Origin of the sequence: Leifsonia sp. RAF41 (genome assembly GCF_052114085.1) — a bacterium.
Classification (GTDB): Bacteria; Actinomycetota; Actinomycetes; order Actinomycetales; family Microbacteriaceae; genus Leifsonia.
Genome location: NZ_JBFREB010000001.1, coordinates 871,827 through 894,257 on the forward strand (window position 1 = coordinate 871,827; position 22,431 = coordinate 894,257).

General features: G+C 59.9%; 18 protein-coding genes. 3 read left to right on the plus strand and 15 right to left on the minus strand.

Annotated features, from left to right (window positions below; all coding sequences use genetic code 11):
• Positions 1–567: 567 nt before the first annotated feature.
• The 4 genes from AB4Y74_RS04150 to manA all read right to left on the minus strand — a co-directional run bounded on the left by AB4Y74_RS04150 (position 568) and on the right by manA (position 4,614).
• Positions 568–1,638 (minus strand): NADH:flavin oxidoreductase/NADH oxidase, encoded by a 1,071-nt coding sequence (locus AB4Y74_RS04150; RefSeq protein WP_441797848.1) that lies wholly within the window; start codon positions 1,636–1,638, stop codon positions 568–570.
• Positions 1,639–1,645: 7 nt separating this feature from the next.
• Positions 1,646–2,437, minus strand: coding sequence for a carbon-nitrogen hydrolase family protein (locus tag AB4Y74_RS04155; RefSeq protein WP_441797849.1), 792 nt, complete (start codon positions 2,435–2,437; stop codon positions 1,646–1,648).
• A gap of 61 nt (positions 2,438–2,498) precedes the next feature.
• On the minus strand, positions 2,499–3,227 hold the full coding sequence (locus AB4Y74_RS04160; RefSeq protein WP_441797850.1) for an HpcH/HpaI aldolase family protein: 729 nt from the start codon (positions 3,225–3,227) through the stop codon (positions 2,499–2,501).
• 217 nt (positions 3,228–3,444) lie between these two features.
• Positions 3,445–4,614: a mannose-6-phosphate isomerase, class I gene (gene manA, locus AB4Y74_RS04165; protein WP_441797851.1), complete on the minus strand. Its 1,170-nt coding sequence runs from the start codon at positions 4,612–4,614 to the stop codon at positions 3,445–3,447.
• 149 nt (positions 4,615–4,763) lie between these two features.
• On the opposite strand from manA, the gene AB4Y74_RS04170 reads away from it, so the two are divergent.
• Positions 4,764–5,570, plus strand: a complete 807-nt coding sequence (locus AB4Y74_RS04170) for a PfkB family carbohydrate kinase (RefSeq protein WP_441797852.1) — start codon at positions 4,764–4,766, stop codon at positions 5,568–5,570.
• Here the strand turns inward: AB4Y74_RS04170 and AB4Y74_RS04175 are convergent, their stop codons facing one another.
• The 11 genes from AB4Y74_RS04175 to AB4Y74_RS04225 form a co-directional block, all read right to left on the minus strand.
• Positions 5,571–6,317 carry a GntR family transcriptional regulator gene (locus AB4Y74_RS04175; protein WP_441797853.1) on the minus strand — a complete coding sequence of 249 codons (747 nt, stop codon included), beginning with the start codon at positions 6,315–6,317 and terminating at the stop codon, positions 5,571–5,573.
• Between the two features lie 109 nt (positions 6,318–6,426).
• Entirely contained in the window at positions 6,427–7,302 is an 876-nt protein-coding gene (locus AB4Y74_RS04180) for a fumarylacetoacetate hydrolase family protein (protein ID WP_441797854.1), read from the minus strand.
• On the minus strand, positions 7,220–9,643 hold the full coding sequence (locus tag AB4Y74_RS04185) for a penicillin acylase family protein (protein WP_441797855.1): 2,424 nt from the start codon (positions 9,641–9,643) through the stop codon (positions 7,220–7,222). Before AB4Y74_RS04185 ends, AB4Y74_RS04180 begins: the two co-directional genes overlap by 83 nt.
• Positions 9,636–10,478, minus strand: coding sequence for a polysaccharide deacetylase family protein (locus tag AB4Y74_RS04190; protein ID WP_441797856.1), 843 nt, complete (start codon positions 10,476–10,478; stop codon positions 9,636–9,638). The genes AB4Y74_RS04185 and AB4Y74_RS04190 overlap by 8 nt, the downstream gene beginning before the upstream one ends.
• Before the next feature lie 85 nt (positions 10,479–10,563).
• Entirely contained in the window at positions 10,564–11,553 is a 990-nt protein-coding gene (locus AB4Y74_RS04195; RefSeq protein ID WP_441797857.1) for a substrate-binding domain-containing protein, read from the minus strand.
• Between the two features lie 91 nt (positions 11,554–11,644).
• The gene (locus AB4Y74_RS04200) at positions 11,645–12,688 is read right to left on the minus strand and encodes an ABC transporter permease (RefSeq protein WP_441797858.1); all 1,044 of its coding nucleotides are present in this window, start codon (positions 12,686–12,688) and stop codon (positions 11,645–11,647) included.
• A complete protein-coding gene (locus AB4Y74_RS04205; RefSeq protein ID WP_441797859.1) occupies positions 12,685–13,461 on the minus strand; it encodes an ATP-binding cassette domain-containing protein in 777 nt (258 codons plus the stop codon). The genes AB4Y74_RS04200 and AB4Y74_RS04205 overlap by 4 nt, the downstream gene beginning before the upstream one ends.
• Positions 13,462–13,562: 101 nt before the next feature.
• Positions 13,563–14,576, minus strand: a complete 1,014-nt coding sequence (locus AB4Y74_RS04210) for an SIS domain-containing protein (protein WP_441797860.1) — start codon at positions 14,574–14,576, stop codon at positions 13,563–13,565.
• A 338-nt stretch (positions 14,577–14,914) separates the two neighbouring features.
• On the minus strand, positions 14,915–16,591 hold the full coding sequence (locus AB4Y74_RS04215) for a thiamine pyrophosphate-dependent enzyme (RefSeq protein WP_441797861.1): 1,677 nt from the start codon (positions 16,589–16,591) through the stop codon (positions 14,915–14,917).
• 117 nt (positions 16,592–16,708) lie between these two features.
• Entirely contained in the window at positions 16,709–18,043 is a 1,335-nt protein-coding gene (locus AB4Y74_RS04220) for an MFS transporter (protein ID WP_441797862.1), read from the minus strand.
• Positions 18,044–18,448: 405 nt separating this feature from the next.
• Positions 18,449–19,543, minus strand: coding sequence for a LacI family DNA-binding transcriptional regulator (locus AB4Y74_RS04225; protein ID WP_441797863.1), 1,095 nt, complete (start codon positions 19,541–19,543; stop codon positions 18,449–18,451).
• 258 nt (positions 19,544–19,801) lie between these two features.
• On the opposite strand from AB4Y74_RS04225, the gene AB4Y74_RS04230 reads away from it, so the two are divergent.
• Both AB4Y74_RS04230 and AB4Y74_RS04235 read left to right on the plus strand, forming a co-directional pair.
• Positions 19,802–21,436, plus strand: coding sequence for an ABC transporter substrate-binding protein (locus AB4Y74_RS04230; protein WP_441797864.1), 1,635 nt, complete (start codon positions 19,802–19,804; stop codon positions 21,434–21,436).
• A 37-nt stretch (positions 21,437–21,473) separates the two neighbouring features.
• Complete coding sequence (locus AB4Y74_RS04235) at positions 21,474–22,421, plus strand: ABC transporter permease (RefSeq protein ID WP_441797865.1); 948 nt, start codon at positions 21,474–21,476, stop codon at positions 22,419–22,421.
• Positions 22,422–22,431: the final 10 nt, after the last annotated feature.

The following is a 22,431-nucleotide window of genomic DNA, read 5'->3' on the forward strand; positions in this document are numbered from 1 at the left end:
TCAAAACGAAATCCGGGTCGACGGATACCGTCGCCATGATGGTGATTGAGGCGCGCCCCTGCGCGTGGCTAGGCTTTAGTTCATTACCCAAATGTTCACCACCCTTATTACATTTTCGGCATTTGACCGCGCCTGCAGGCGATGCTGAGTTTGGACCAGCTAGCGTGCGGCATGGGTTACACGGCATGCGGGGGAGCGGACACCCCGCGGATCAGCGCTTCCGCCGGATTATTACCGCTAGTACCCGATCAGGCCTACCGCCCATCATTTGAGCGAACCGAAGGGCCCCAAGTAGGCCGCCCGCTACGGGGAGGGGCCGGCAGCTCTCAGCCGACTCGATCTGCTCTGGCGCGCGTGGCATCTCCTCTCCTAGATCCGAGTACGGAATGCGCGTGTGGTGGCGCGACCAGGCGGACCACCATGCGCCGGCCCTGCTTGGCGCGTCTGAATCTCGTGGCCTTCGACGACCTCAAAACTCTTGCCGGGCATACGATGGCGTGAGGAGCAATGACCATGTCCGATCCTCGGCTGTGTGATCGGTGCGCGTACGTGGCTACTACGCCGGATTCATACTTGGGCGCGTTCGTAAGCAGGAGGCCACCTAACTGACGCCTGCAGTTCTGCCGCCGCTTGGAGCGGAAAGCGAGGGTTTCGTAGCATCTGGCGCGCCATGAACACGGCGTCGACGTGGCCTGCGCGTATCGCTTCATCAGCCTGCTTGGCGTCAGTGATTAGACCGACCCCGCTCACCGGTAGATCGGTGACCTGCTTTACCCGCTGAGCGTGCGGGACCTGGTAATGCGGCCCTACATCAATCTGTTGCTCGGGGACGAGGCCGCCTGTCGTGATGTCGAGGAAGTCAGCGCCTGCCTGGTGTGACCATTGCGCGACCTGGGTAACTTCCTCCCCTTCGAAGCCGCCGGCCACCCAATCAGTGGCCGACAACCGCACTAGAAGAGGAATATCGCCTCCGATCGCTGCGCGTACTCCCGCAACGATTTCGAGTAGGACACGGGCTCGGTTAATTAGGGAACCGCCGTACTCGTCAGAGCGCTTGTTTGTTAGAGGCGACAAGAATTCGTGGACCAAATATCCATGTGCTGCTTGTATCTCAACGAGGTCGAACCCAGCGTCGATAGCCCTTTTCGCCGACCGTACAAAAGCGTCGATGGTTGACATCACTTCAGGAGTAGACAACTCGTGTGGGACAGCGTCGGATCCGAAGGATAGGGCAGATGGCGCTACCGTCATCCAGCCACCCTCGCTAATCGGGATAGAGCCTGCCTTGTTTTCCCACGGCCGATATGTTGCTCCCTTGCGCCCAGAGTGTGCGAGCTGAATTCCGATGACAGGGGCGTTCTGGTGCAGAAATTCGAGCATGCGCGTGAACCCGAGTGTTTGCTCGCTATTCCAGAGTCCGAGATCCTGCGGCGATATCCGTCCTTCTGGAAGGACGGCCGTGGCCTCCACCATGATGAGGCCCGAACCTCCCGTTGAGAGCGAGCCGTAATGGGCTAAATGCCAATCATTCGGAATCCCGTCGCATCTGTCGGCGGAATACTGGCACATCGGGGCAGTCCAGAGACGATTTGGAAGGCGTAATCCTCGGACGAAGAATGGCTCGAAGAGGTGTGACATAAAGGTGTCAGTCCGGTAGGCGTTCTGTGACAGCGAATCGACGATGGTCCAGGAAGGGGGCGATCGCTCTCACGGCGTCAAGGCGTTCGTTGAGCAATTCAGCGGACGCCACCCCGGGAGCAGTGCCGGCGTTAGAAATGACTACTCCCTGCGGATCGACAACCATAGAATTGCCGGTGCAATTCGGGCCCGTTTGCCCGGAGGCGACGACGTAGCATGTGTTTTCGATAGCGCGGGCACGTACAAGGGTCGCCCAGTGATCCTCCTTGAGCGGACCAGCGGCCCAGGCTGACGGAACCACGATCACCTGCGCGCCGGCGTCGGCAAGCCGACGCGCCGATTCAGGGAACCTCAGGTCGTAGCAAGTCATCACGCCGATGGTGAAACCCGCCGCGTCAAAAATGGTCGGCGCAACAATATCCCCTGGGGCGACGGTGTCCGACTCACGCGAGCCGTAGGAATCGTAGAGATGCACCTTTCGGTAGAGCGCGGTGAGGGCGCCCCCAGGGCTGACGGCCACTACCGTGTTGTGAACCCGCGTGCCGTCAGGCAATGCCTCTGTCATTCCGGCGACCACCCACACCCCGTGGGTCTCGGCGCTCCTGGCGAGCGACTGAACAAAGGCACCGTCTAGGGGCTCTGCGTTAGCAACAGGATCTGGTGAGGGCCCGAAATCGGTGAACATTGCGCTTTCCGGCAGGACGATCAACGTGGCACCGTCGTTGGCCGCTTGAGTGATCAAGCGTGAGGCCGTGTGGCGGTTGGCTTCCTTGTCAGTCGTTCCTTCGAACTGAGCCACGGCTACTTGCAAGGACATATTTACCTTTCAGCTCTCGTCATCTGACGCGCCACTTCTAGATTCATTGAGCCACGGCCTCGAAGGCCTGTTTTACCGCGCGAGCTCCGGCCGCAAGCGAGTCGTACTGGGTGCCGATAATCACGCGCGAGGCCCCCCTGTCCAGCGCCCAGGTCAGCTCGGCGGGCGTCCAGGCCGGGAAAATCCACGGTTTCCCGGCTGAGCCAAGAGCGGCAACAACTCGTTCCAGGTCCGCAAAGTCTTCGTCGGTACGCGAGTACATGCCCCTGCCACGACTCATCGACAGATCCGTTGGACCAAGCATCACACCGTCGACGGTTTCCAGCTTGGCAATGGCCTGGATATCCTCAAGCGCTGCTGCTTCCTCGATGAGAGGAAAAGCCAACGTTCGCTCATCTTCCGCGGCGACCGATTCATTGGTGTGACCCGCCCAGTGCGTGTTGCGACCGCCAGTGATGCTGCGCTTACCGAGCGGCGGATACTTCGCGTAGGCAGTAACCGTACGTGCGTCAGCGAGGGCGCCAACGTGGGGAATAATTACCCCCGTAGCGCCAAAATCGAGCGCTTGTTGAATGGGCCCGCGCTCCGGGGCCAGCACCTTCACGAATACTTCGACGCCCAGCCCCAGTAGTAGGGGCACGTATCGCTCGAGCGTCGCGAGGTCGAACATTCCGTGTTCAGCGTCAATGATGACGAACCCAAAACCGAGCTCTGCGACAATCTCCGCAGCGGGCGTGCTGTCGTCGGTAAGCCAGAAGCCTGCGGAGGTCATGATTCGAAGCCCCCTCTCAGAGAGATTTCACTGGTGGCCTCCACGCCAGTGCTAGTGGCACGAGCTGGAGGAGCGGCTTGTGCGCTGCGAATCGTCAACATGGGCACCCTTCTAAAGCTTGTCTGGTCATCTCCAGCTAGTGTCTGACAATAAACTAACACTTCTGAAGCGTTTGCCAAACAGCGGGCAGGTGTTGCGACATTTCATTTGCTCGTAGTTACCCCTTGCTGGTCCCACCGACGCCGGCTACCAACGTGGTGCCGCCGGAGATGCGGAGCGCGCCTACGGACGCGGGGACAAACGCGGCTTGTCCGCGATCGAGCTCGAGTGTCGTAACGCCTGATTGGATTCGAACCCCCTTCGAGAGGGCGAGCGCTATTCGAGGAGACGACTGGGCGAGGGTGGCATCGTTGTGGAGGAGCGCGACGCTGAAGTCGGGTACGGGGATTTCGAAGTAGGGGTTTGCCGGGTGCACCGATAGCACCCGGGCTGCGGCGCTGTCAAAGTCCACGGTGGACAGGAGTCCGTCCACATCGACGAACTTCTTAGTCAAGCCCGCTCGAATAACGTTGTCGCTGTTCGCCATGACCTCGGCAGCAAGCCCGCCCTGGTAGCTATGGGGAACCCCGGCGCCCACGAAGACCGCTTCGCCAGGTTTGAGCCGGACGATATTCAAGAACATTGAAGCCAACAGTCCCGGATCCTGACTCGGGTATGTTGCGGTCAGTTGACGCACCTTTTCGATCGCAGCGTCGCCGGCACGGTTTACCAAGAGTTCGTCAACTAGGTAGCTAACTTGATGGGGCTCGGCACGAAGAAGAGCAGCAAAGGCTTCGCTCAGCCGTTCCTCGCGGAGAAGCTCCAGCAAACGCTGGGCGAAAGGGTTCATGTGTGCGCCGGCCAGCGATTCGGCGATCTGTGAACTGTGCCGGAATCCGACTAGTCCCTCGAAATCGGTAATCGCAATGACCATCTCCGGCTTGTGATTTCGGTCGACGAACGATCTTTCAGCAGAGCCCAACGGGACCCCCTGCTGCTCCTCTTTTGCAAACCCGAGTTCCGCCTGCGTCCGGTTGGGGTGCACCTGAAGCGAGACGGCCTGCTGCGGAGCCAAGAGCTTCACTAGAAAGGGAAGAGAGTCGCCGTAAGCTCGCTGCACTTCGCCAAGATTGCCCTCGGGGTCTTCTTGGATCACGTGGTCAAGGGGGACCAGTTCATCGCCGTGAGCTACCAGCGATGGCGCACTTGGGTGCGCACCGAACCACACCTCCGCCAAGGGCAATCCGTCTTGCTCCAGCTCGCAAAAGTCCTGGATGGACTGCGTCGATCCCCACGCATAACGGTGATGAGTTCCGTGCAGTATTGCCGCTTGCTCGGTGCGCATCATGCGCTTCCTTTCGCGCAGCTTCTTGCCACGGCTTGAATTCATGTCCCATTCGCCGCGTCGATGGCGCGAGAGGACGGTGAGTACTTCGGTCCTCAGACAATGATAAAATACGTCAGACCACCGTGCAAATGGCGTAATTTGGAGAACAAATGAGTGAAATCGCAGGGCCAGGAAATTTGGCACACGTGGCTGTGCTGGGCGACAACACCATTGACGAATATGTCGCGCCGCACCATAGGACTTTTGTCGGGGGCAACGCTCTCAACGTTTCGGTGCAAATCGTTCGCGCCGGCGTGCCCACAGACTATTTCGGTGCGGTGGCGGCAGACCCGTACGGGACGCTCATTAGAAGCACGCTCGAAGCCCAGGGGGTCGGCGCCCGCGGGGTGACCACTCTTCCGGGTCGCACCGCCCTCACACGTATCGAACTAACTGCCGACAACGACCGCGTGTTCTTGAGCGAAGACTTTGGGGTAACAGCGGACTATGCACCGTCGTCGGCCGAAATAGACCGCATTGCGCAATGTTCTTGGGTGCATATCGGGATGCTTCCGGCGGCGTCACGCGTGAAAGCGGAGCTCCGGCGTCGTCAGCCGAAGATCGTCATCAGCCAGGATGTAGCTGTCACTCCCATAGCGACTGACACGGATGTGGCTTTTGCTTCCGCTGGAGAGAACTCTGACCCGAGCGTGCTTGCGGCGCGGTTGTTACGCGAGGGCGCACGCCTCGCGGTTGTTACGCAGGGAGCAGACGGGGCCTACGCTACAAACGGGACGGATGCCTGGTCCCAGACCGCGTTTCCAACTCGGGTGGTCGATACCACCGGAGCGGGGGACAGCTTCATCGCCGGCTTCATCACCGCGCGACTGTCGGGGGCCAATGTTTCCGGCTCTCTTCGGGCAGGTGCGCATCTTGCTTCGGTCACATGCACCCACCCAGGCGGGTTCCCTCAGTGATCAGCGGCGCCTGAGAACATTGAATCCTATCTCTGTGCCGCGGTGGTAGTCCTCGGCGAACAACACGCGCTGACCGACCGCGGTCTGGCACGTCTCTTCAACGAGAAGCCAGGGGTCATACTCGGCAAGTTGAAAACGCGTTCGTTGGGGCTCAGGGAGGTTGACGGCGCTGATACGGGCAACCGAGGAGACGATGCGGTGTCCGTGCATCTCGAGTGCTGCGGTCACAGCTCCTGACCAGTCTCGATACTCCACCGGGCCTGGCAGCATTGCGTGCGGGATGTAGTTGACGCTGAAGACCAACGGTTGGTCGTCTCCGTACCTCAGTCGCGTGAGTTCAATGACGCTGGCGCCTTCAGCAAGCGAAAGGGCTGCCGCCACCTTTTGGTTGGCCTCGGATAGTTTGACGCCTAGTACCGCGTTTTCGACGCGGTAACCCAAGCCCTCAAGCATCTCGGTGATGCTTTCGTATTTGGTTATGGGGCGCTCCACGCGGAGGGAGCTCGTGGCCGTCAGAAAGCGACCGTGGCCCTGGATGGCGTGGACCAGACCAGACTGCTCGAGCTGCTTCAAGGCCTCTCGTATGGTGGCTCGTGACACTCCCGACATTTCTGCAAGGTCGGGCTCTGTGGGAAGGCGGTCGCCGGGCTTGAGCTCTCGCTGACTGATAAGGCGCAGGAGGTCCTCCCGTGCCTTATCGACGGTGCTCCGCTTGGATCGCCGAGTGGTTTGCATGTTTATGGACACGTCTACACCTTCCCCCGCGGTGCACATCTTCTGTGCGGCGGCGCGCCATTGTCTAACAGATCTCCTATTATCTCACAATCGGCTTTGTGCTCCGGCGATGTGAGCGGGATTATCGGATTTCGCAGTACGTGGTGAGAGCGCCGATGCCATGTACCGAGACGGTGACCGCGGATCCGTGCCGTAGGAAGGTTTGCGGTCTCCGGGAATAACCGGCGCCGCCGGGACTGCCGGTGGAAATAAGTGTGCCGGGTGTGAGTGTGGCAGTTTGCGAGAGAAATTCAATGATCTCCGCTACTGGTCGAATCATGTCTGCGGTGGTTCCGTTTTGGAGGAGGGCCCCTCCAAGTTTCGTGGTTAGCGATAGCTTCTGAGGATCCGCGACCTCATCAGCGGTGACCACAACGGGCCCGGTTGGAGTAAAACCATCGAACGATTTAGAGCGCGACCATTGGGCCTCGTTGAATTGGATGTCCCGGGCGGTGATGTCGTTCACTACCGTGTATCCCCAAACGTAATTGAGCGCTTCTTCGGCCCGAACTCTGTGCGCGGATCTGCCAATGATCACGCCAAGTTCGACTTCATAGTCCACCTGAGAGGCGACAGCACCGGGCCATGAGACGGTCTGTCCGTGGCCGCTTAGGGAATTGGGCCAAAGCGAGAAGATTGTGGGCGCTTTTTCGCTCTTGAGATGTAGCTCTTCGGCATGCGCTGCATAATTTGCCCCGATAGCGAGGATGTGAGGCGGTCGCAGCACCGCAGACGCATAGTGCAGCGTGTCGAGCGGTACGAGTGGAGCGCCATTCAGAAGAGCTTCTTCTACCAGGGATCTAATGCTTTCGAGGCGGTAGTGGCCTTGTTCAATGAGCTCTTGGACGTCTCGCGGAGCGTCCGTCATGACAACGTCAAGGAAAAGCGCGCCTCCATCCATGACGACGGCGAGATGTGGTTGGTGAATTGGTGTCGTGCTTAGGTGGGCGAACCTCATCGGCGTCCCTGTCAGGTCGATCGGATTGGTTGGGTGTGCTCGCCAGTTGAGGCGGTATAAGCCGGATGCGCGATTCGGCGTGATGTTCTATAGCGGAGCGTGAGTAGAGCAGGGGGAAACTTTGGTCGGCGAGCCAGGGTTCATAGAGATCCGTGAAGTGCTTGTTTCGCGGGTCGCCAGATTGGCCCGGCATGTTCATTGCGCGCGATTGATCCCAATCGCCCACATCCATGACGATGCGGAAACTCGCGCCGCTGGTTTGGACGAAGTCACTGCCGTAGGGCGCATAGTTGACCGTGTCTCCGCTGCCGCCGCGCGGTTCCGGGCCGAGTGTGGTCCATGCCGGCGCGTTATCGAGGTCAGCGAGTGCATGTCTAGGCGCTGATTTGTGCAACGAGCCCCATGACCATTTGGTTTTGTCCTGTCCCAGGAGTGCTTCGATCTCTCGGATCGCGGCAGCGAGCGTTACATTGACGACTTCGATGAGGCCCTGGGAGTCCTGCTCCTGTTCTCGTCTGAGTAGCGCTTGCACGACTCGCGTGTCGGAAGACCACGTTTCGTCTGGGAGCACCGATTGGAGTGCGCTCTCGAGCTGAGCAGAGTCGACTGTCGTGGCTAGCTGTCGCCCCAGCAAACGAGGTCGCAGATGCCGGCGCATCCAGATCTCAAAAATGGTGGCAGCAACTGATCCGGCGGACATCTCGCCGTCCCATTCGGCAATGAGCTCCCACTCGGGCGCCATCTTGTTGTTGCGCGCCGCCTCCGAGATAATTTCGATCATTTCAACGGCGGGAAGGCTTTGATAGTCGGTTTGCATGCGGACACAATCCGCGACGGAGAGGTTTGCCTTTTGGTCAAGCATTTGGGCTATTCGTCGATAGCGGGAGTCGGAGGACCAATCGTGGCCGACTACGGGGGAGTCTTCGGGCAAATTGAATTGATTCGCTGTCGCCAACCATCCCGAGGTGGGGTCGATAACCGTGGGAAGAATTCCATCGCGCCGAACTCCGTCCCATTCGTGCGATCCGTCACCGGGCACGGGTGTGGATCCTTCCCAACCTCTGCGCTGGGGTACAGCTGCGCTGGGTCGCCAACCGATTCGCCCTTCGGTAGTGGCAAACAGCTGGTTAGCCCCGGGGGCCCCCCAGAACTTCAGCGCGTCGAGGAATTCGGCTGCGTTCGACGCCTTCGAGTATTCGATGCTCGCGAGATACGGGGCCATCCCGGGTTCTAACCACGCCGCCCGAAGCGCGATAACGACGTTGCGGGTCCTATCGCGGTCGATGACAGGGCCGTGCCGAGTGAACCACAACTGGGTTACACGATCTGGTTGGCCGAGGACGGGGATGCGCTCTGTCCGCGAGCTCATCGCTTCCCACCCGTCGGCCCACCTGTAAAGATGCGGATCGTCGGGGTGCGTTTCGTAAACGATCAGGTCTTCCTGATCGAGCGGAAAGATTGTGAGCCCAAAGGCAACCTCTTGAGTGTGTCCGATCGAGATCCCCGGGAGCGCGGGTTCACCAGCCCCGATGAGATCAGTCTCGGGCGATACCAGGTGGGCGATGTAGCGGAGGGATGGAAAGTCCATCGCTCGGTGCGGATCGTTGGCAAGTATGGGCCGTCCCGTCGTTGTCCGGGACGGACCGATCACCCAGTTATTGCTGCCGCCGGGCTCGGCCTCTCGTCTCTTGGTGTTGGTTGTTCCGAACATCACTCGAGCGAATGCAAGTCGGTATTGCTGAAGCGTCTCAGCCGAGAGCGCACTGGCATCGAGTCCTCGGGGCAGGGTCAGCTCGATGGGTGGCTCGGCCGTTGCCCGGAGCCGCTCGACATCACCTCCGTGGTCTCGCAAGGTGAGTGCTCGAGCGAGTTCGTACTCCGCGTTATAGAACAGTCCGTGGGTCCGAATACGCGAGATGTCGGTGGTTTCCCACGTGTCAGGCTGATAGCCAACAAGGGCGAATTCAGGAGGGAGGAGACTCGGATCGGAGCGGGTGAGGGCTATGTAAGCGTTGATACCGGCGACGAAGGATTCGACAGCCCCTTTGGCGTGTCTACCGTAGGCGCGTAGATCCTCGTCTGGGTCGCCTGCGTACAGGAAGGCTCGTGCGGCGGCATCCTGCTCGATATGTGCTTCACCCAGGACTGCGGACACAAGTCCAAGTCCGCGTCTGCGCCAGGTGTCAATCTGGAAGAGGCGGTCGCGGGCTGCGTTGAAGCCCTGCGCGAAGTAGAGGTCTTTATCGGAGTCGGCGTAGATATGGGGAACCCCCCACTGGTCGATAATGATTTCAACCGGCGCGTCGAGGCCACGCGCCGGGATCTCTTCGACATCAACCATCGTCTCGCCACCGCTTCTGCAATTCACTCAGGGTTGTGAACCAAACGCCCGGGCGGTCCGACATCTCATCGATGAAGCGGTCGAGCATGGGTATTAGGTGAGCTCGTCCGATGGTCCCCGGATGAACGGTGAGTGTCATCACTCCGTTCGGGACGTTTTCATAGGCATAAACGAAGTGCTCTCGCCAGGTTTCCAATACGGCAGACGGTGCGGCGAGGCCCCTCGGCGAGCTGGGAGTCACTTCGAAAGCCGGAAAGTCGTCGAGGTACCAACTCACCGGAAATTCAAGAATCGATGAACTCGCGGGTTCGAATCGGTTGCCGTCCTCGCTCAGCAGGACGGGTCCGGGGCGATACGGAGTGAAGTCGTTACCCATAAGCGACGAGTCCCAAAAGAAGCCAAAATCTTCGAGGATGGTAAGGGTGTCGTCGCTCCAGTCCCATGCGGGCGATCGATAGCCTGTCGGAGCCTTACCCAGAATCTTGCGGTGCTTCTCCACGATGCGTTCCATGAGGGCGCGCTCGTCCCCGGGCTTGAAGTTAGCGAAGCGCTCATGGACAAGACCATGAGCGGCTATTTCGTGCCCTGAAGCCACAACTTCGTCGAAGACCCGCGGGAACGTCTCCATGGTGTGGGTAGGGGTGAACCACGTCGCTGATATTGAGTGACGCTTGAGAAGTCTGAGAACGCGCGGGGCCCCGACGTTCGCGTCGAAATCGCCCCGCGACAAGTAGGCGGGACTCGTCAGCCCTTCGGCCATCCAAGCGGAGTGCGCGTCGAAATCTACGGTCAGTGCGACAGCAAGCGACTTGCCATCTGGAAGTTGGAGTGTCACGACGGAACCACCACTCTGTACTAATAGTTCGAGGGCTGCGGCTGGCCCTTTAGGAGGACCAGCCGCAACCCGGGGAGTTGAGCCGTTACTTGCCTACGTCTTTCAGCAGGTAGGGTGCAGTCTTCGCAGAATCAACGTTGTCCGGAGTGATTTCCACGCACGGCAGGTTGGCATCCTTCGGCTTGACCTTGTCTTTCAGATACTTGTACGCGTCGTCGACAGCCGTCTTGCCCATATTCACGGGCTGCTGCGCCACGATGGAGGCCAGCTGACCCTTCTTCAGAAGCGAGACTTCGTCGGGTGTCGCGTCGAAGCCAATCACCTTTACAGAGTCACCCTTTCCGCTCTGCTGGACTCCTTGTGCAACGCCGGCCGCGGCCACCTCCCATGAGGTGTTGATCACCTTGACGTTGGGATGTGCAGCGAGCACCGAGGCGGTCTTCTGCACGTACTCGGAGATGTCCAAGTTTGCGTACTGCGCACCCACATACTTGATGCCGCTCATCGTCTTAAGAGCCTTCTCGTATGCCGCCAGTCGTGCGTCCACGCCTTCGACACCAGGGAGATACCCGATGTAGCCCACTTCTCCGGAGTCGCCCGCCAGAGTTGCAGCGCTCTTGGCCATAAGCTGCCCACACTGCTGATCGTCCGAAGCAACGCGTGCCAGGCGTGCGGATGGGTCCCTCGTGTCTGCGTCGACGGTGATGATGGGAATTCCCGACGCCATGATTTGTTTCATCGGCTGGACGAGAGCATCTTTGTCGATCACCGACATAATGATCGCGCTCGGCCTCTTGGCAGCGACGCTTTGGAGCAGCGCGGTCTGGCCTGCGGCGTTGACGTCGTTCGGTGCTTGCCATGAGAAGTCGGCTCCGAGCTTCTCGGCCTCTTTCTTGGCGCCGTCAGCCAAAGCGACGTAGTAGCCCTGGATCTTCGAATTAGTGATCACGGCAATCGAGTAACGATTGTTGCCATTGCTGCTGGCCGGCGTGGGCGCTGAGCACCCCGTCATGACAAGCGCTGTCGCCAGGGTGCCGACAAACGCAACGCCAGTGATGCGTCGTTTGGACTTCATTTGCTTTCCTCGCTGTGCAGTTCGGCGCCGGGTGGGGGTCGCCGGCTCGTGCGCCGATGAACGAGCCGAAGTTGGGGCGAAAGCGCTGGAACTAGAAGGATCCGAGCTTTCGTCGTCGTTGCTGGTCAGCCGTGACAGCGAGGAGCAGAACTGCCCCAACCGCCACTTCTTGCCAGAATGGGGGAAGCCCCAGAATTACGAACCCGCTTGCCAGAGTGGCGGGAATGAGCGAGCCGATCACAGTGCCGCCCATCGTCCCTCGACCGCCCCAAAGGCTGGTTCCACCAATGACCACGGCGGTGATCACGGCCAGAGCAGTATCGGCGTAGCCGGAGACAGTCGCCGTAGTGAATCGCGCCACATCGATCACTCCGACCACGGCTGATAGAAGACCAACAAGGGCGTAGAGCGACACGGTGTAGGCATTGACGTTGATGCCAGCGCGTCTTGCAGATTCAGGGTTAGCGCCGATGGCGTATATCCGCATGCCGAACCGTGTGCAAGCAAGCACGACCCACAGGATGGCAACGATGACGATGGCCACTACAACGGGCCAAGGAATGACACCGAAGAGCTTTGCGAGACCGAACGACTGCTGCATTTCTGGCGGCGCGCCGGCGACGTTAAGTCCGCCGGTCCACACTTGGGTGAGACCGAGGATGATGGTTGCCGAGGCGAGAGTGGCGATAAAGGGTGGGATCCGAAGTCGTACAACCACCAATCCGTTCAGCAGCCCCCATCCCAGGCCAACGATGAGCCCGGCCACAATCCCCAGGAGGATAGGCGCGCCCACCGCCCAGCCACCACGCGCATCTCCGACGAGGTCCTTTGTGAGGCTCGCCGTGATGCTCGCCGTCGTGACCGCAGCGAAGACGATGATCGAGCCCACGGACAGGTCCAGACCACCAGCAATCAAGAGGAAGGTCACTCCCGCCCCGAGAATCAACACCTGCGAAGCCGATAGTGCGATCGCTTCGATGTTGCCGGCAGACAGGAAAGTCCCGGATGGGCTCGCGATCGCGAAGAAGGCGAAAATGACCACGAAGAAGCCGAGGATGGCGAGGTTGGATGATCTCGGGCTGACGAGGATCTTGGTCAGCACATTCGGTCGGCGCTCGACAATTGTCTTGCTCATGACTGCTTCCTTCCGGGCGCGTCGTTTCCGCCCGTCATTGCGGCGATGAGGTCATTGGTTGTGACGTCGGCGATGGGAGAGGTGAGCACCCGTTCCCCGAGCCGTAGGACAGTGGCGCGATCAGCTACGGCGAACACGTCCGGGAGATTATGGGAGATCAGCAACACGGAAATCCCGCGCTCATCGCGCAGGCGGCGAACGAGGTTGAGCACCTGCTCGGTTTGCGCCACACCCAGGGCCGCTGTGGGTTCATCCAACATGATCAGAGCGGTGCCCCAAATTGACGCGCGCGCAACAGCGACAGCCTGCTTCTGACCACCCGAAAGTGCTTCGACCTCGACGGTTGATGAGGGCGTTCGGGCTCCCAGCCGGGCCAGCTCTTGCGTTGCTCGAGCCGACATTGCCTTGCGATCTAGGAAGCCGAGTTTCCCAAGTGCTCCCTGCCGTAGGACTTCGCGACCCAAGAACACGTTCTCGCCTGGCGACAACGTTGGGGCGAGCGCCAGGTCTTGATAGACCGTCTCGATCCCGGCCGCTTGAGCATCTGCTGGGCGCTGAAAGGCCACTTTCTTGCCCTGTACCTCGATAGTTCCGAAGTCAGGGACGACGGCCCCGGCAAGGATCTTGAGAAGGGTTGACTTGCCCGCACCGTTGTCTCCCAGAAGGGCATGCACCTCAGCGGGTTGAACTTCTAGGTCGACACCTCGGAGAGCTTCGACGTGCCTGTAGCTCTTGCGTACGCCGCTCACGCGGAGAACCGGAGTCTGAATCATCAGTCTTCCTTAACTTGTTTGATTCGGGACCACTTGAGCTCAGACCCTGAAGTGCAGGTGCCTCGCGGAGGCGCACGGCAGAGTCTGAGCGTTCGCCGTAGTTAGTACTCGACGCGCTTGTAGTAGCGGCGCGTGGTGAGCGGGTGCTCGCGTACCGTCTCGAGATGTACGCTGAGTCGCTCGAGAACCGTGGCCAAGACGATTGGGGCGACCAGGGCGCGGGTGACGGGCTCAATTCCGGGGAGTGCAAAGTCCTGGGAGTCGATCACTCGGAGCTTCTTCGAGTAGCGGGGGACGAACGCTTCGACGCGCTCTTCCAGTTCCCGGCCGCCGTCCTCGCCCTTCAGGAGCAGGACGCTCACGTTCTCCTCAACGAGTTCGAGTGTGCCGTGGAAGAAGTCAGACGCGTGCACGGGGCGGGTCCAGATCCACTGCATCTCCTCGAGGATGCACATTCCGTAGTACCAAGCCTCGAACCAGGTGTTTCCGGCGGAGGTTACGATGTGGTTCTGCTCGTCCTTGATTTCGCTGGCGAGTTCCGCTGCGCGAGGGTCGAAGGAACGCTTGGCCTCGATGAGCAGCGCGGGCAGTGTCTGGAGCTGACGGAGAGTGTTGTCCCAGTCTGCATTCTCATCACGAGCGTCGAGGATCGCCAAGGCGATCAGGAGGGTCTGAATCAGGAAGTTTTCGCTCGAAGTGTCATCGGCGGTCTCATTGAAGAAGCTGATGTCGGCTCGTTGTTGAAGCGGAGTTCCCGCCGTTCCCACGAGCGTAAGTACGCGAGCGCCGTGAAACTTTGCGTACTCGAGCACGGCAATTGCCTCGGAGGTAGTCCCCGAAACGGAGGTGAGGATAACCAGCGAGTCCTTGCCCAGATTCACGTTGCCGTTCTCGACGAGCTCCGCCGCACGCGGGGCAAACACTGGGAAGGAGGACCGCTCATGGAGGAACTTCACCGCGGGAAGGCTGAGGAAGGCAACTCCTCCAGCGCTCGCAAAGAAGACGTTCTTGACCCCGCGCTGAAGCTCGGAGCGAATGGCTTCCCGAATGGGCTCGGCCAGGTTGACTGCTGCCGTCTGAACAGCGAGGTGATGTCCTTCTGAGATATTGTGCATCCCGAATGTCCGTTCTCTAGATCGAGTGTCTGACAACTATAGAGTCATCAGAGTGCGGAAATCAAGTGCACGCCGTTGAAAGCCGCGAAAGACACATGGCAGCGACGATGGTTGGTGGTTGGTGTCGCCTTCAGGCCGGAATTGTGGAGGCGCTAAGGCCCGCCGGCCGGGCTAGGAAGCGCGGGGCTCCTGGCATCAGAATGGCCACCCAGCGCCGAACGCAATGAGGCGACCCGGCGGGACGACTCAGCGAGGAGCTCGTCGCGCCGGGGCCCCACAAACCCCGGCGCGACGAGGTAACGGTCCCCTTGCAAAACGGGGAGCTAGGAGGCGCGGCGCTAGTAGGCCTGCGTTCGCTGGTCTACAAGGAGGTGGATCAGCGCAAAAGACTTGCCCGAGATGGCGTCCAGGGCCTCGGCAACGGCCTGAGGGACTTGATCGTCACGGTCAACCCGGAACCCGGTGCCCCCAAAGGCTTCCGCGTATCGTGCGAAATCGGGATTTTGAAGCTGAGTCCCGGAGACCCTGCCTGGGTAGTGACGTTCTTGGTGAGTGCGGATCGTGCCGTACTCTCCGTTGTCCATCACAACCAACAGAGGGCGTGCGCCATACTGCGCTGCCGTGGCGAGTTCTTGACCATTCATGAGAAACTCGCCGTCGCCCGCAATACAAATGATCTGGCGCTCGGGAAAATTCAAGCTCGCAGCTACGGCCGCTGGAACCGAGTAACCCATGGATCCGTTGCCGGCGCTGATCATCGACGAGGAACTTGATGCCGGGAAGTACCGATGCGCCCAGTTTGTGTGTTCGCCAGCTCCGAAGGTGACGACGGCGTCTCGTCTAAGGCGGGGGACCAGGTGCGCCATCAATGTGTCCATCCGCGCTGCTCCGTCACGAGTTCGGGGGGCAGGCAGCTCGGCGAACCTCACCTGCTGATCGCGCAGCGAGCCCGTCCATTTCGTCCAGTTTGGGCTCTTGGGGAGATCAATACTCGCCAGGTCCCGTACGAACCTGCTTGGTCGCGCGACTATTTGGTGGGTAACCGCGCCGGACCTGCCGCGAAGTTCGGTGTCTATTGAAACCAGCACATTCTTTTTTGCCCAGCTTTGCCGCGCGCGAAAGCCGCTGGTGAGTACGTCACCGGGTACCGTGCCGACGTAGACTAGCAGATCCGCCTCGTCTAAAATATCGATAGTGGGCTTCGGGCGCCCGTAGCCGAGAGGGCCTACGTATGAGGGGGAGTCGAACGGAATGACCCCCTCGGTTCTCCACTCGGCTGCGGCCGGAAGGTTGTGTTGCTCTAACCATCGGGTCAGGTGCGTTGCGCTCTCTTCATCCCAGTCACTGCCACCCGTCACAAACAGCGGGCGTTTAGCGCTCTGCAAGAGGTCGTGGAGCAGACGCGAATCCCGATGCGTCATGCCCCCGCCGGCCGCAGGAAGAATGGGATGGTGCGGACCTGCAACGCGTCGCCGCAAGACGTCCTCTGGTAGCCCGACGACAACGGGCCCGGGGCGTCCTGAACGGGCAATAAAGATGGCCTCGGCAACAATTTCGGATGCACGGCTCGCCGTGTCGAGAATCAGCACTTTTTTGGCACCGGAGTCGAACCAGGCCGAAATGTCGAACTCTTGGAAGGCCTCGCGCCCCCGATGATCGGAGGGAATCAAGCCCACGAAGAGCACCATCGGCGTGGAGTCCTGCCAGGCAGTATGAATTCCTACATGCGCGTTCGCGGCTCCGGGACCGCGGGTCACCATGGCGATGCCCGGATGGCTTGTGATTTTGCCTTCGGCTTCTGCCATATAGGCAGCTCCACCCTCGTGACGGCACACGATCGTATCGATTGTGGATTCGTGCAAGCCGTCAAGGACGTCCAAGAAGCTCTCGCCGGGTACTACATAGGCTCGTTGGATACCGTGTTCTTCGAGGGTGCGGACTATTGCATGGCCGGCGGTCTCGGTCGAGAGTATTGATGCGCCTGAGGTGGCGGGACCATTGTCAATAGCGGTCAAAGCTTCTCCTGATTCTCGGCCATCGACGTGGAGGCTGGCGCGGGTCGGTATTGCTCAGCCCCGCGAAGGCGGCCCTCCGGGCGGTGAACCTATCGATGGCTTTGCGACTGTTTCCTACTAGGCCACTGGCGTTGCAAGTTCTTCCGGCGAATCCCGGTGTTTAAGGGAAGCTGGAAGGGCGAAGATCGTAACGAGGATGGAGATGACGCAGCCCGCTGTCACGTACCATCCGAATGACACGTTGGACCCAGTAACGGCGAAGAGCCAGATTGCAATCAGCCCGGCCGTCGCGCCGAAGACTGAAGTTCCGATGTTGAACGTTAGGGCGGAGGCGGTAGCGCGAACCTCAGGTGGGAAGCTCAATACGTATGCTGCGCTCAGTGGAGCGGCAACGAGATTGTTTATCAGCGTAAACACGATGACCGCTGCGGTGGCGAGGAAGATCGATTTGGTGCCCAGTAGATAGAACGTTGGCACCGTCAGGGCCACAAATAACCCGTAGCCGAGGAGAAGTGGCAGCCGCGCTCCGAACCGGTCCGCTAGAACCCCGCCCCAGATGCTGGTGATCGGCCCAAGGACGTACGTGAGCATCGACGCAAGTAGCGCCTCTGATGCGGGGAAACCCGCAGTAATGAGCGCCGTCACGAAATACGCCTGAATAATATACGACCCGATCCGCTGGCCAAGGCTAAGGCCCAGGGTCTGGAGGATCTCGCGCCAATACAGCCGGACCGAATCGCGAAGTGGTTTCTGCGCCACGTGCTCTCGTTCCGCCGCTGCCGCAACACGCTTGAAGTCTGGCGTTTCTTCCAGGCGCCGGCGCATATAGACGCCAATGAAGGCGATCGGGATCGCAAGGAGGAACGGGATACGCCAAGCCCAGCTCTCGAACGAGTCTCCGGGAAGCAAAGCGAAGAGATACGCGAGCGCCGTGGCCAGAAAGGCACCGACAGAACCGGTGGCGTTGAAGATTCCGGCAACGAAGTTGCGTCGACGGCCCCGCTCGTGCTCGAGCAGGAAGTTGGCAGCTGTTGTGTACTCGACACTCGCTCCAACCCCTTGGATCAGACGCAATAGTAGAAGAAGGACCGGTGCAGCGATCCCGATCGCGGCATAAGTGGGCAGTACTCCGATTCCGGCGGTTCCAATACTCATGAGCGCGATGGTCAGAACGAGGAGAAACTTACGCCCCTTGATGTCGCCGAGAGGCCCGAGAATCAACCCACCTAGAGGTCGGATGGCGTAAGAGAGGACGATTCCGACGTAGACCGCCGTCAGAGCAATGAACCCATCTTCTGCCGGGAAAAACTGTTTAGCGATGATCGCTGCAAGCGTCCCGTACAGAGTGAAGTCGTAGTACTCGACAACGTTGCCAAGAAGGGTGGATACGAACACCCGCCGCCTGGTGGGCGCTTGGGCAAGGATGTTCGTAGTGGTGAGGTTGTCAGTCATCGAGTTCAGACTCCTTCGTGCAACGCTCGACGCGGTAAGGAACGTTGGGTGGCATGTCCGGTGCGCTCATAATTGGCACCGTTCCCAAACTGTGTTTGAAAGAAAGGTTGCACCTGTTTGGGAACGGTGTCAATACGCATACGCAAGTTCGGGGCGTTGCAGCGAGCATCTACCCACCTGTGGACTCATGGCGGCGAAACCACCTGCTGCCCCTATCAAATGGCGGCATAACGCCGGCCACGAGCGGCTCGGCGCTGTGGGATCGTACCGGCCTCATTGTCTGCCGGAGATTAGGAGAGACTGCCGAGACGATGGCGGCAATCATGAGTGATTGCTATCCGCTCGGAATGGCCTCTCACGACCTACGCCTCGGCCGCTTCGCGTGTGCGGGGCGACCCTGGCGACCTAACGGAGCGTTGACCCATCGAGTGCATTTACTGAGGTGGTAGAAGCGCGCGTGATCAAGCTGGCCGGCAAGCTGAGGTTGTCCACCTCGGATCCCACCCCGAGAATTTGAGCCAACAACATGTTGGTGCATGCTGTGCCGATTCGATATCGAGGCTGGTCGACGACGGTAATCGTTGGTCGCACGAGCGTCATCCAGTCTTGATCATCGAACCCCACGAACGAAAGTTCGTCTGGGATTCCCAGCCCTCGATCGACCACCACCCTGTATGCCCCGTAGGTCAAGGCTGCGCCCGTGCAGAAAATCGCTGTAACTACAGCTGGGCTGTTGAGCAGTTTTTCGACGGATTCTGACGCTGATCTGGCGTCGCGGTTGGAATCCAGAATTAGCGCAGGGTCATACTCGACACCCGCGTCCTGATGCGCCTGGAGATAACCGAGGAGCCGCTGATCAGACGGGCGCCAAAGCGTCACATCCTCGTCGCTGGCGCGCCGGAGGAGATCATCCGCGTGAAACAGCGAGCCGGTAACGATTCCTATCCGCTCGTGCCCAAGCGAAAGGAGGTGTTCAACGCCGAGACGCGCTGCGCCCACGTTATCGACGGAAACGGACTGTACTCCAGCAAGCGATGGATGGCGTCGGTCGAGCAGAACAACTGGAGTCGTGTCCTCAATTATGCGCAGTACGTCCTCGGGGTACTCCTGTAGCGCCGGCGCTACGATGATTCCCTCGACGCGCTTCTCTGCGAGTAGCTCAATTGTACGAGCCTCGATTTGGGCGTCCTCGTCGGTGCTAGCAACGATCACCTCGAAGCCGGCTGCGCGGGCAGCGTCAGTGAGCCCCCGCACGACGGTCGAAAAGAATGGGGATGCGACGTCCGGGATTACAGCGCCGATCGTGGCGCTTGCGCCAGATTTTATTGCTTTGGCCAGGGCGTTTGGCCGATAGCCAAGTCGAGCGGCCGCTTCGGTGACTCGTCGTCGGGTCTCGGCGCTTGACGATCCCCGCGCGGCCAGTACGCGGGCGGCGGAGGACTTCGACACGCCCGCCTCGCGCGCGACATCAAGCACCGTAGGTACGTACCGTGCGGCCAACTGAACCCCCTCTAGTTCGGACGGACCGCGCCGATTGGCGCCGCGGCACGCATACGCAAGCGATGAAGCTAGTGAACATCACAAATTGGTCTCGTTCCCAAAAATTTTGGTCTCGTTCCCAAAAAGGTGTTGACACCGATCCCAATCCGCCTCAATGTTGTATCCGCGGCGGATTGGTCTCGTTCCCAAAGACTAACCCCGAAACCCGTTCCGCGCTTGAACTCGCCCTGCTGCGTGTCATTGGTGCCCGGGAATCGCATGGCCGACGAACCACGGATCATTGTCGATCAACAAGGAGGAACCATGCTTCACCGCACCAATTCACATGGCATGCGACGGAGGCGGGCTCGCGCACTTGGCGCGATTGCCGCAGCACTGGCCATAGGCCTGTCCCTCGCTGGATGCGTCGGCTCATCCGCATCCAAGTCCGCGAGCCCGACGTTGGCTGCAGACCAGACCCTGCGCTTCGGAATTTCGGGGGAACCTCAGCCTCCGAAGGTGGGAGGCGACCAGGGCGGCGTTGGCTTCATGCTTGATTCGCTCATCCATCGCGGCCTTCTGACGTATGACAAGCAGGGCAAGATTGCCCTTGGTCTTGCGCAGAGCTACAAGCAGGTCGACACGGAGAATTACACGTTCAAGCTTCGTAAAGGGTTGACGTTCAGTGACGGCTCTCCGCTCACGAGCACTAACGTCAAGCACTCCCTGATGTACATGGCCGTGCCTGCCAACGGTGCCCGGACCCTCGGGGCGATGAGCAATATCAAGTCGATTGACACACCCGACGATCTAACGGTCAATGTGCACCTTTCCACGCCTTTCCCGGATTTCCTGGCATACACCGCGGATGTGAGCGCCTTCATTGCCCCGGACAAGGCGCTTGCCCCTGGCGGCACCGCCACGGTCGGCGCTGGCCCGTTCGCGATCAAGCAGGACGATGCGGGCGTAAAGCTCGTGCTTACGAAGAACGCCGCCTATTACGACGCGAAAGCTGTCGCGCTCAAGACAGTGGACTTGGTGTTTTACCCGGATGGGACCGCACGAACGAATGCACTGATTTCCGGGGACGTCGATCTTATTGACTACGTTCCGTGGGAGCAGTTCGACACGCTTAGGGGCACTCGAGGCGTCAAGATCGACGTTCAGAACGGTTTGCTGATGGACGTGGAATTCAATACGACGAGTGGACCCTTTGCCAATCCCTTGGTACGGGAGGCGGTCGCGTACGCCATCAACCGCGATAGCGTGGTTAAGGCAGCCTTCTTCGGCAACGCCAAGGCGGTGTACGGGCCGCCCGTTCCGACCTCTAGCCCCTACTTCGACGCGTCGACTCAGAAGCTTTGGAAGTACGACCCGAAGCAGGCCAAGAAGCTTCTCGCAAAAGCGGGGTACCCAAACGGCTTCTCAACTTCGCTCCTGGCGACCTCGCAGTACACGTTCCACCAGGACACAGCATTGACGGTGCAATCTGACCTGCGTGCAATCGGCATCGATGCGAAGCTGGACAGCCCCGACTGGGCGACTCGGAACACCAAATCTGGCGCTGGCGATTACGGGATCAAGGTGAGCGGTTTTGGGGGAGTAGTACCCGCCCCTGTCTGGCTGGAGACGTACCTGTCGAGCGCCCCTGTCAATCGGAGCTTCGGCTGGCAGAACGACGCCCTCATGTCTGCGCTCGCGCAGGGGCGCACCGGCGCAGACGTGGCCGATCGCAAGGCCGCTTATACGAAGGCGATCAAGCTCATCGGCACTGATGTCCCGTTTATCCCCCTAGTGCAGCGAGGTCAGGCATACGCCTATCACGACAATGTGTCTGGTTTTAAGAACCTGCCCGGATTCCTGACCTTCTTCTCGGGCTACTCGATCGCCGACACGAGCATCACCGCTCGCTGAGCTGTGCCGTCCCGCTCGTCCACTGGAGGACTGACCATTGCTGCTGTTCATCTCTAAACGCGTCGGAATTGGTCTCGGGCTCATCTTCGTCGTTCTGACGCTGATCTTCCTCGCGATTCATGCCGTACCAGGTGACCCCGCGGCTGTGCTGGCCTCTGGTGGGTCGAGCGGGACGGCCTCGCCCGAGGCTGTCGAACACATGCGGGAGGTTCTTGGACTGAACCAACCCTTATCTACGCAATATCTCGACTACCTGCGCGGGTTTGTGACGGGAAACCTTGGCACATCATTTCGGGATGGGCAGCCGGTCCTCGCGACGATCCTGGGCCGGCTCCCGAACACGCTCGAGCTGGTGCTCATTGCCTGCGTCTTGGGCTCGTTGGTTGGTGTGGGTTTCGGAGCCCTTGCAGGTCGGTTTGGCGGGTGGATCGACTCCTTTGTTTCGGGCTATTCAAGCCTCGCGATCTCGATTCCCATTTACGTGCTTGGCACGGTCTTCATCCTGATCTTTGCTTTGAATCTGGGCTGGCTGCCCGCTGGCGGGTACGTAAGTTGGCAGGAAGATCCGATAGGCCACCTTCGCATGCTTATCTTGCCGTCCATAGCCTTGTCCATCGGGCTGTCAGGAGTGGCCGCGCGGATGGCGCGGGCTTCGGTGATCGAGACAAATCGGATGGACTGGGTACGCACCGCAAAATCGTGGGGGCTTGATTCCGCTCGAGTCTTCCGTCGGCACGTGCTGCGGAATTCCTTGACCCCAGTGATCACTGCTATCGGTCTTGAGGTCGGCATCATGCTCGGAGCAACGGTGCTGGCTGAACGGATCTTCAATTACCCGGGCCTTTCCGCGCTACTGATAGATGCCGTTCTCAATCGTGATTATCCAGTAGTCCAGGGCATCGTCATCCTAATTTCGGTGCTCTTCATCTCGATCAATATCGTGGTGGACCTCGTATACCGAGTACTAGACCCGAGAGTGAAGTGACCCGATTGGC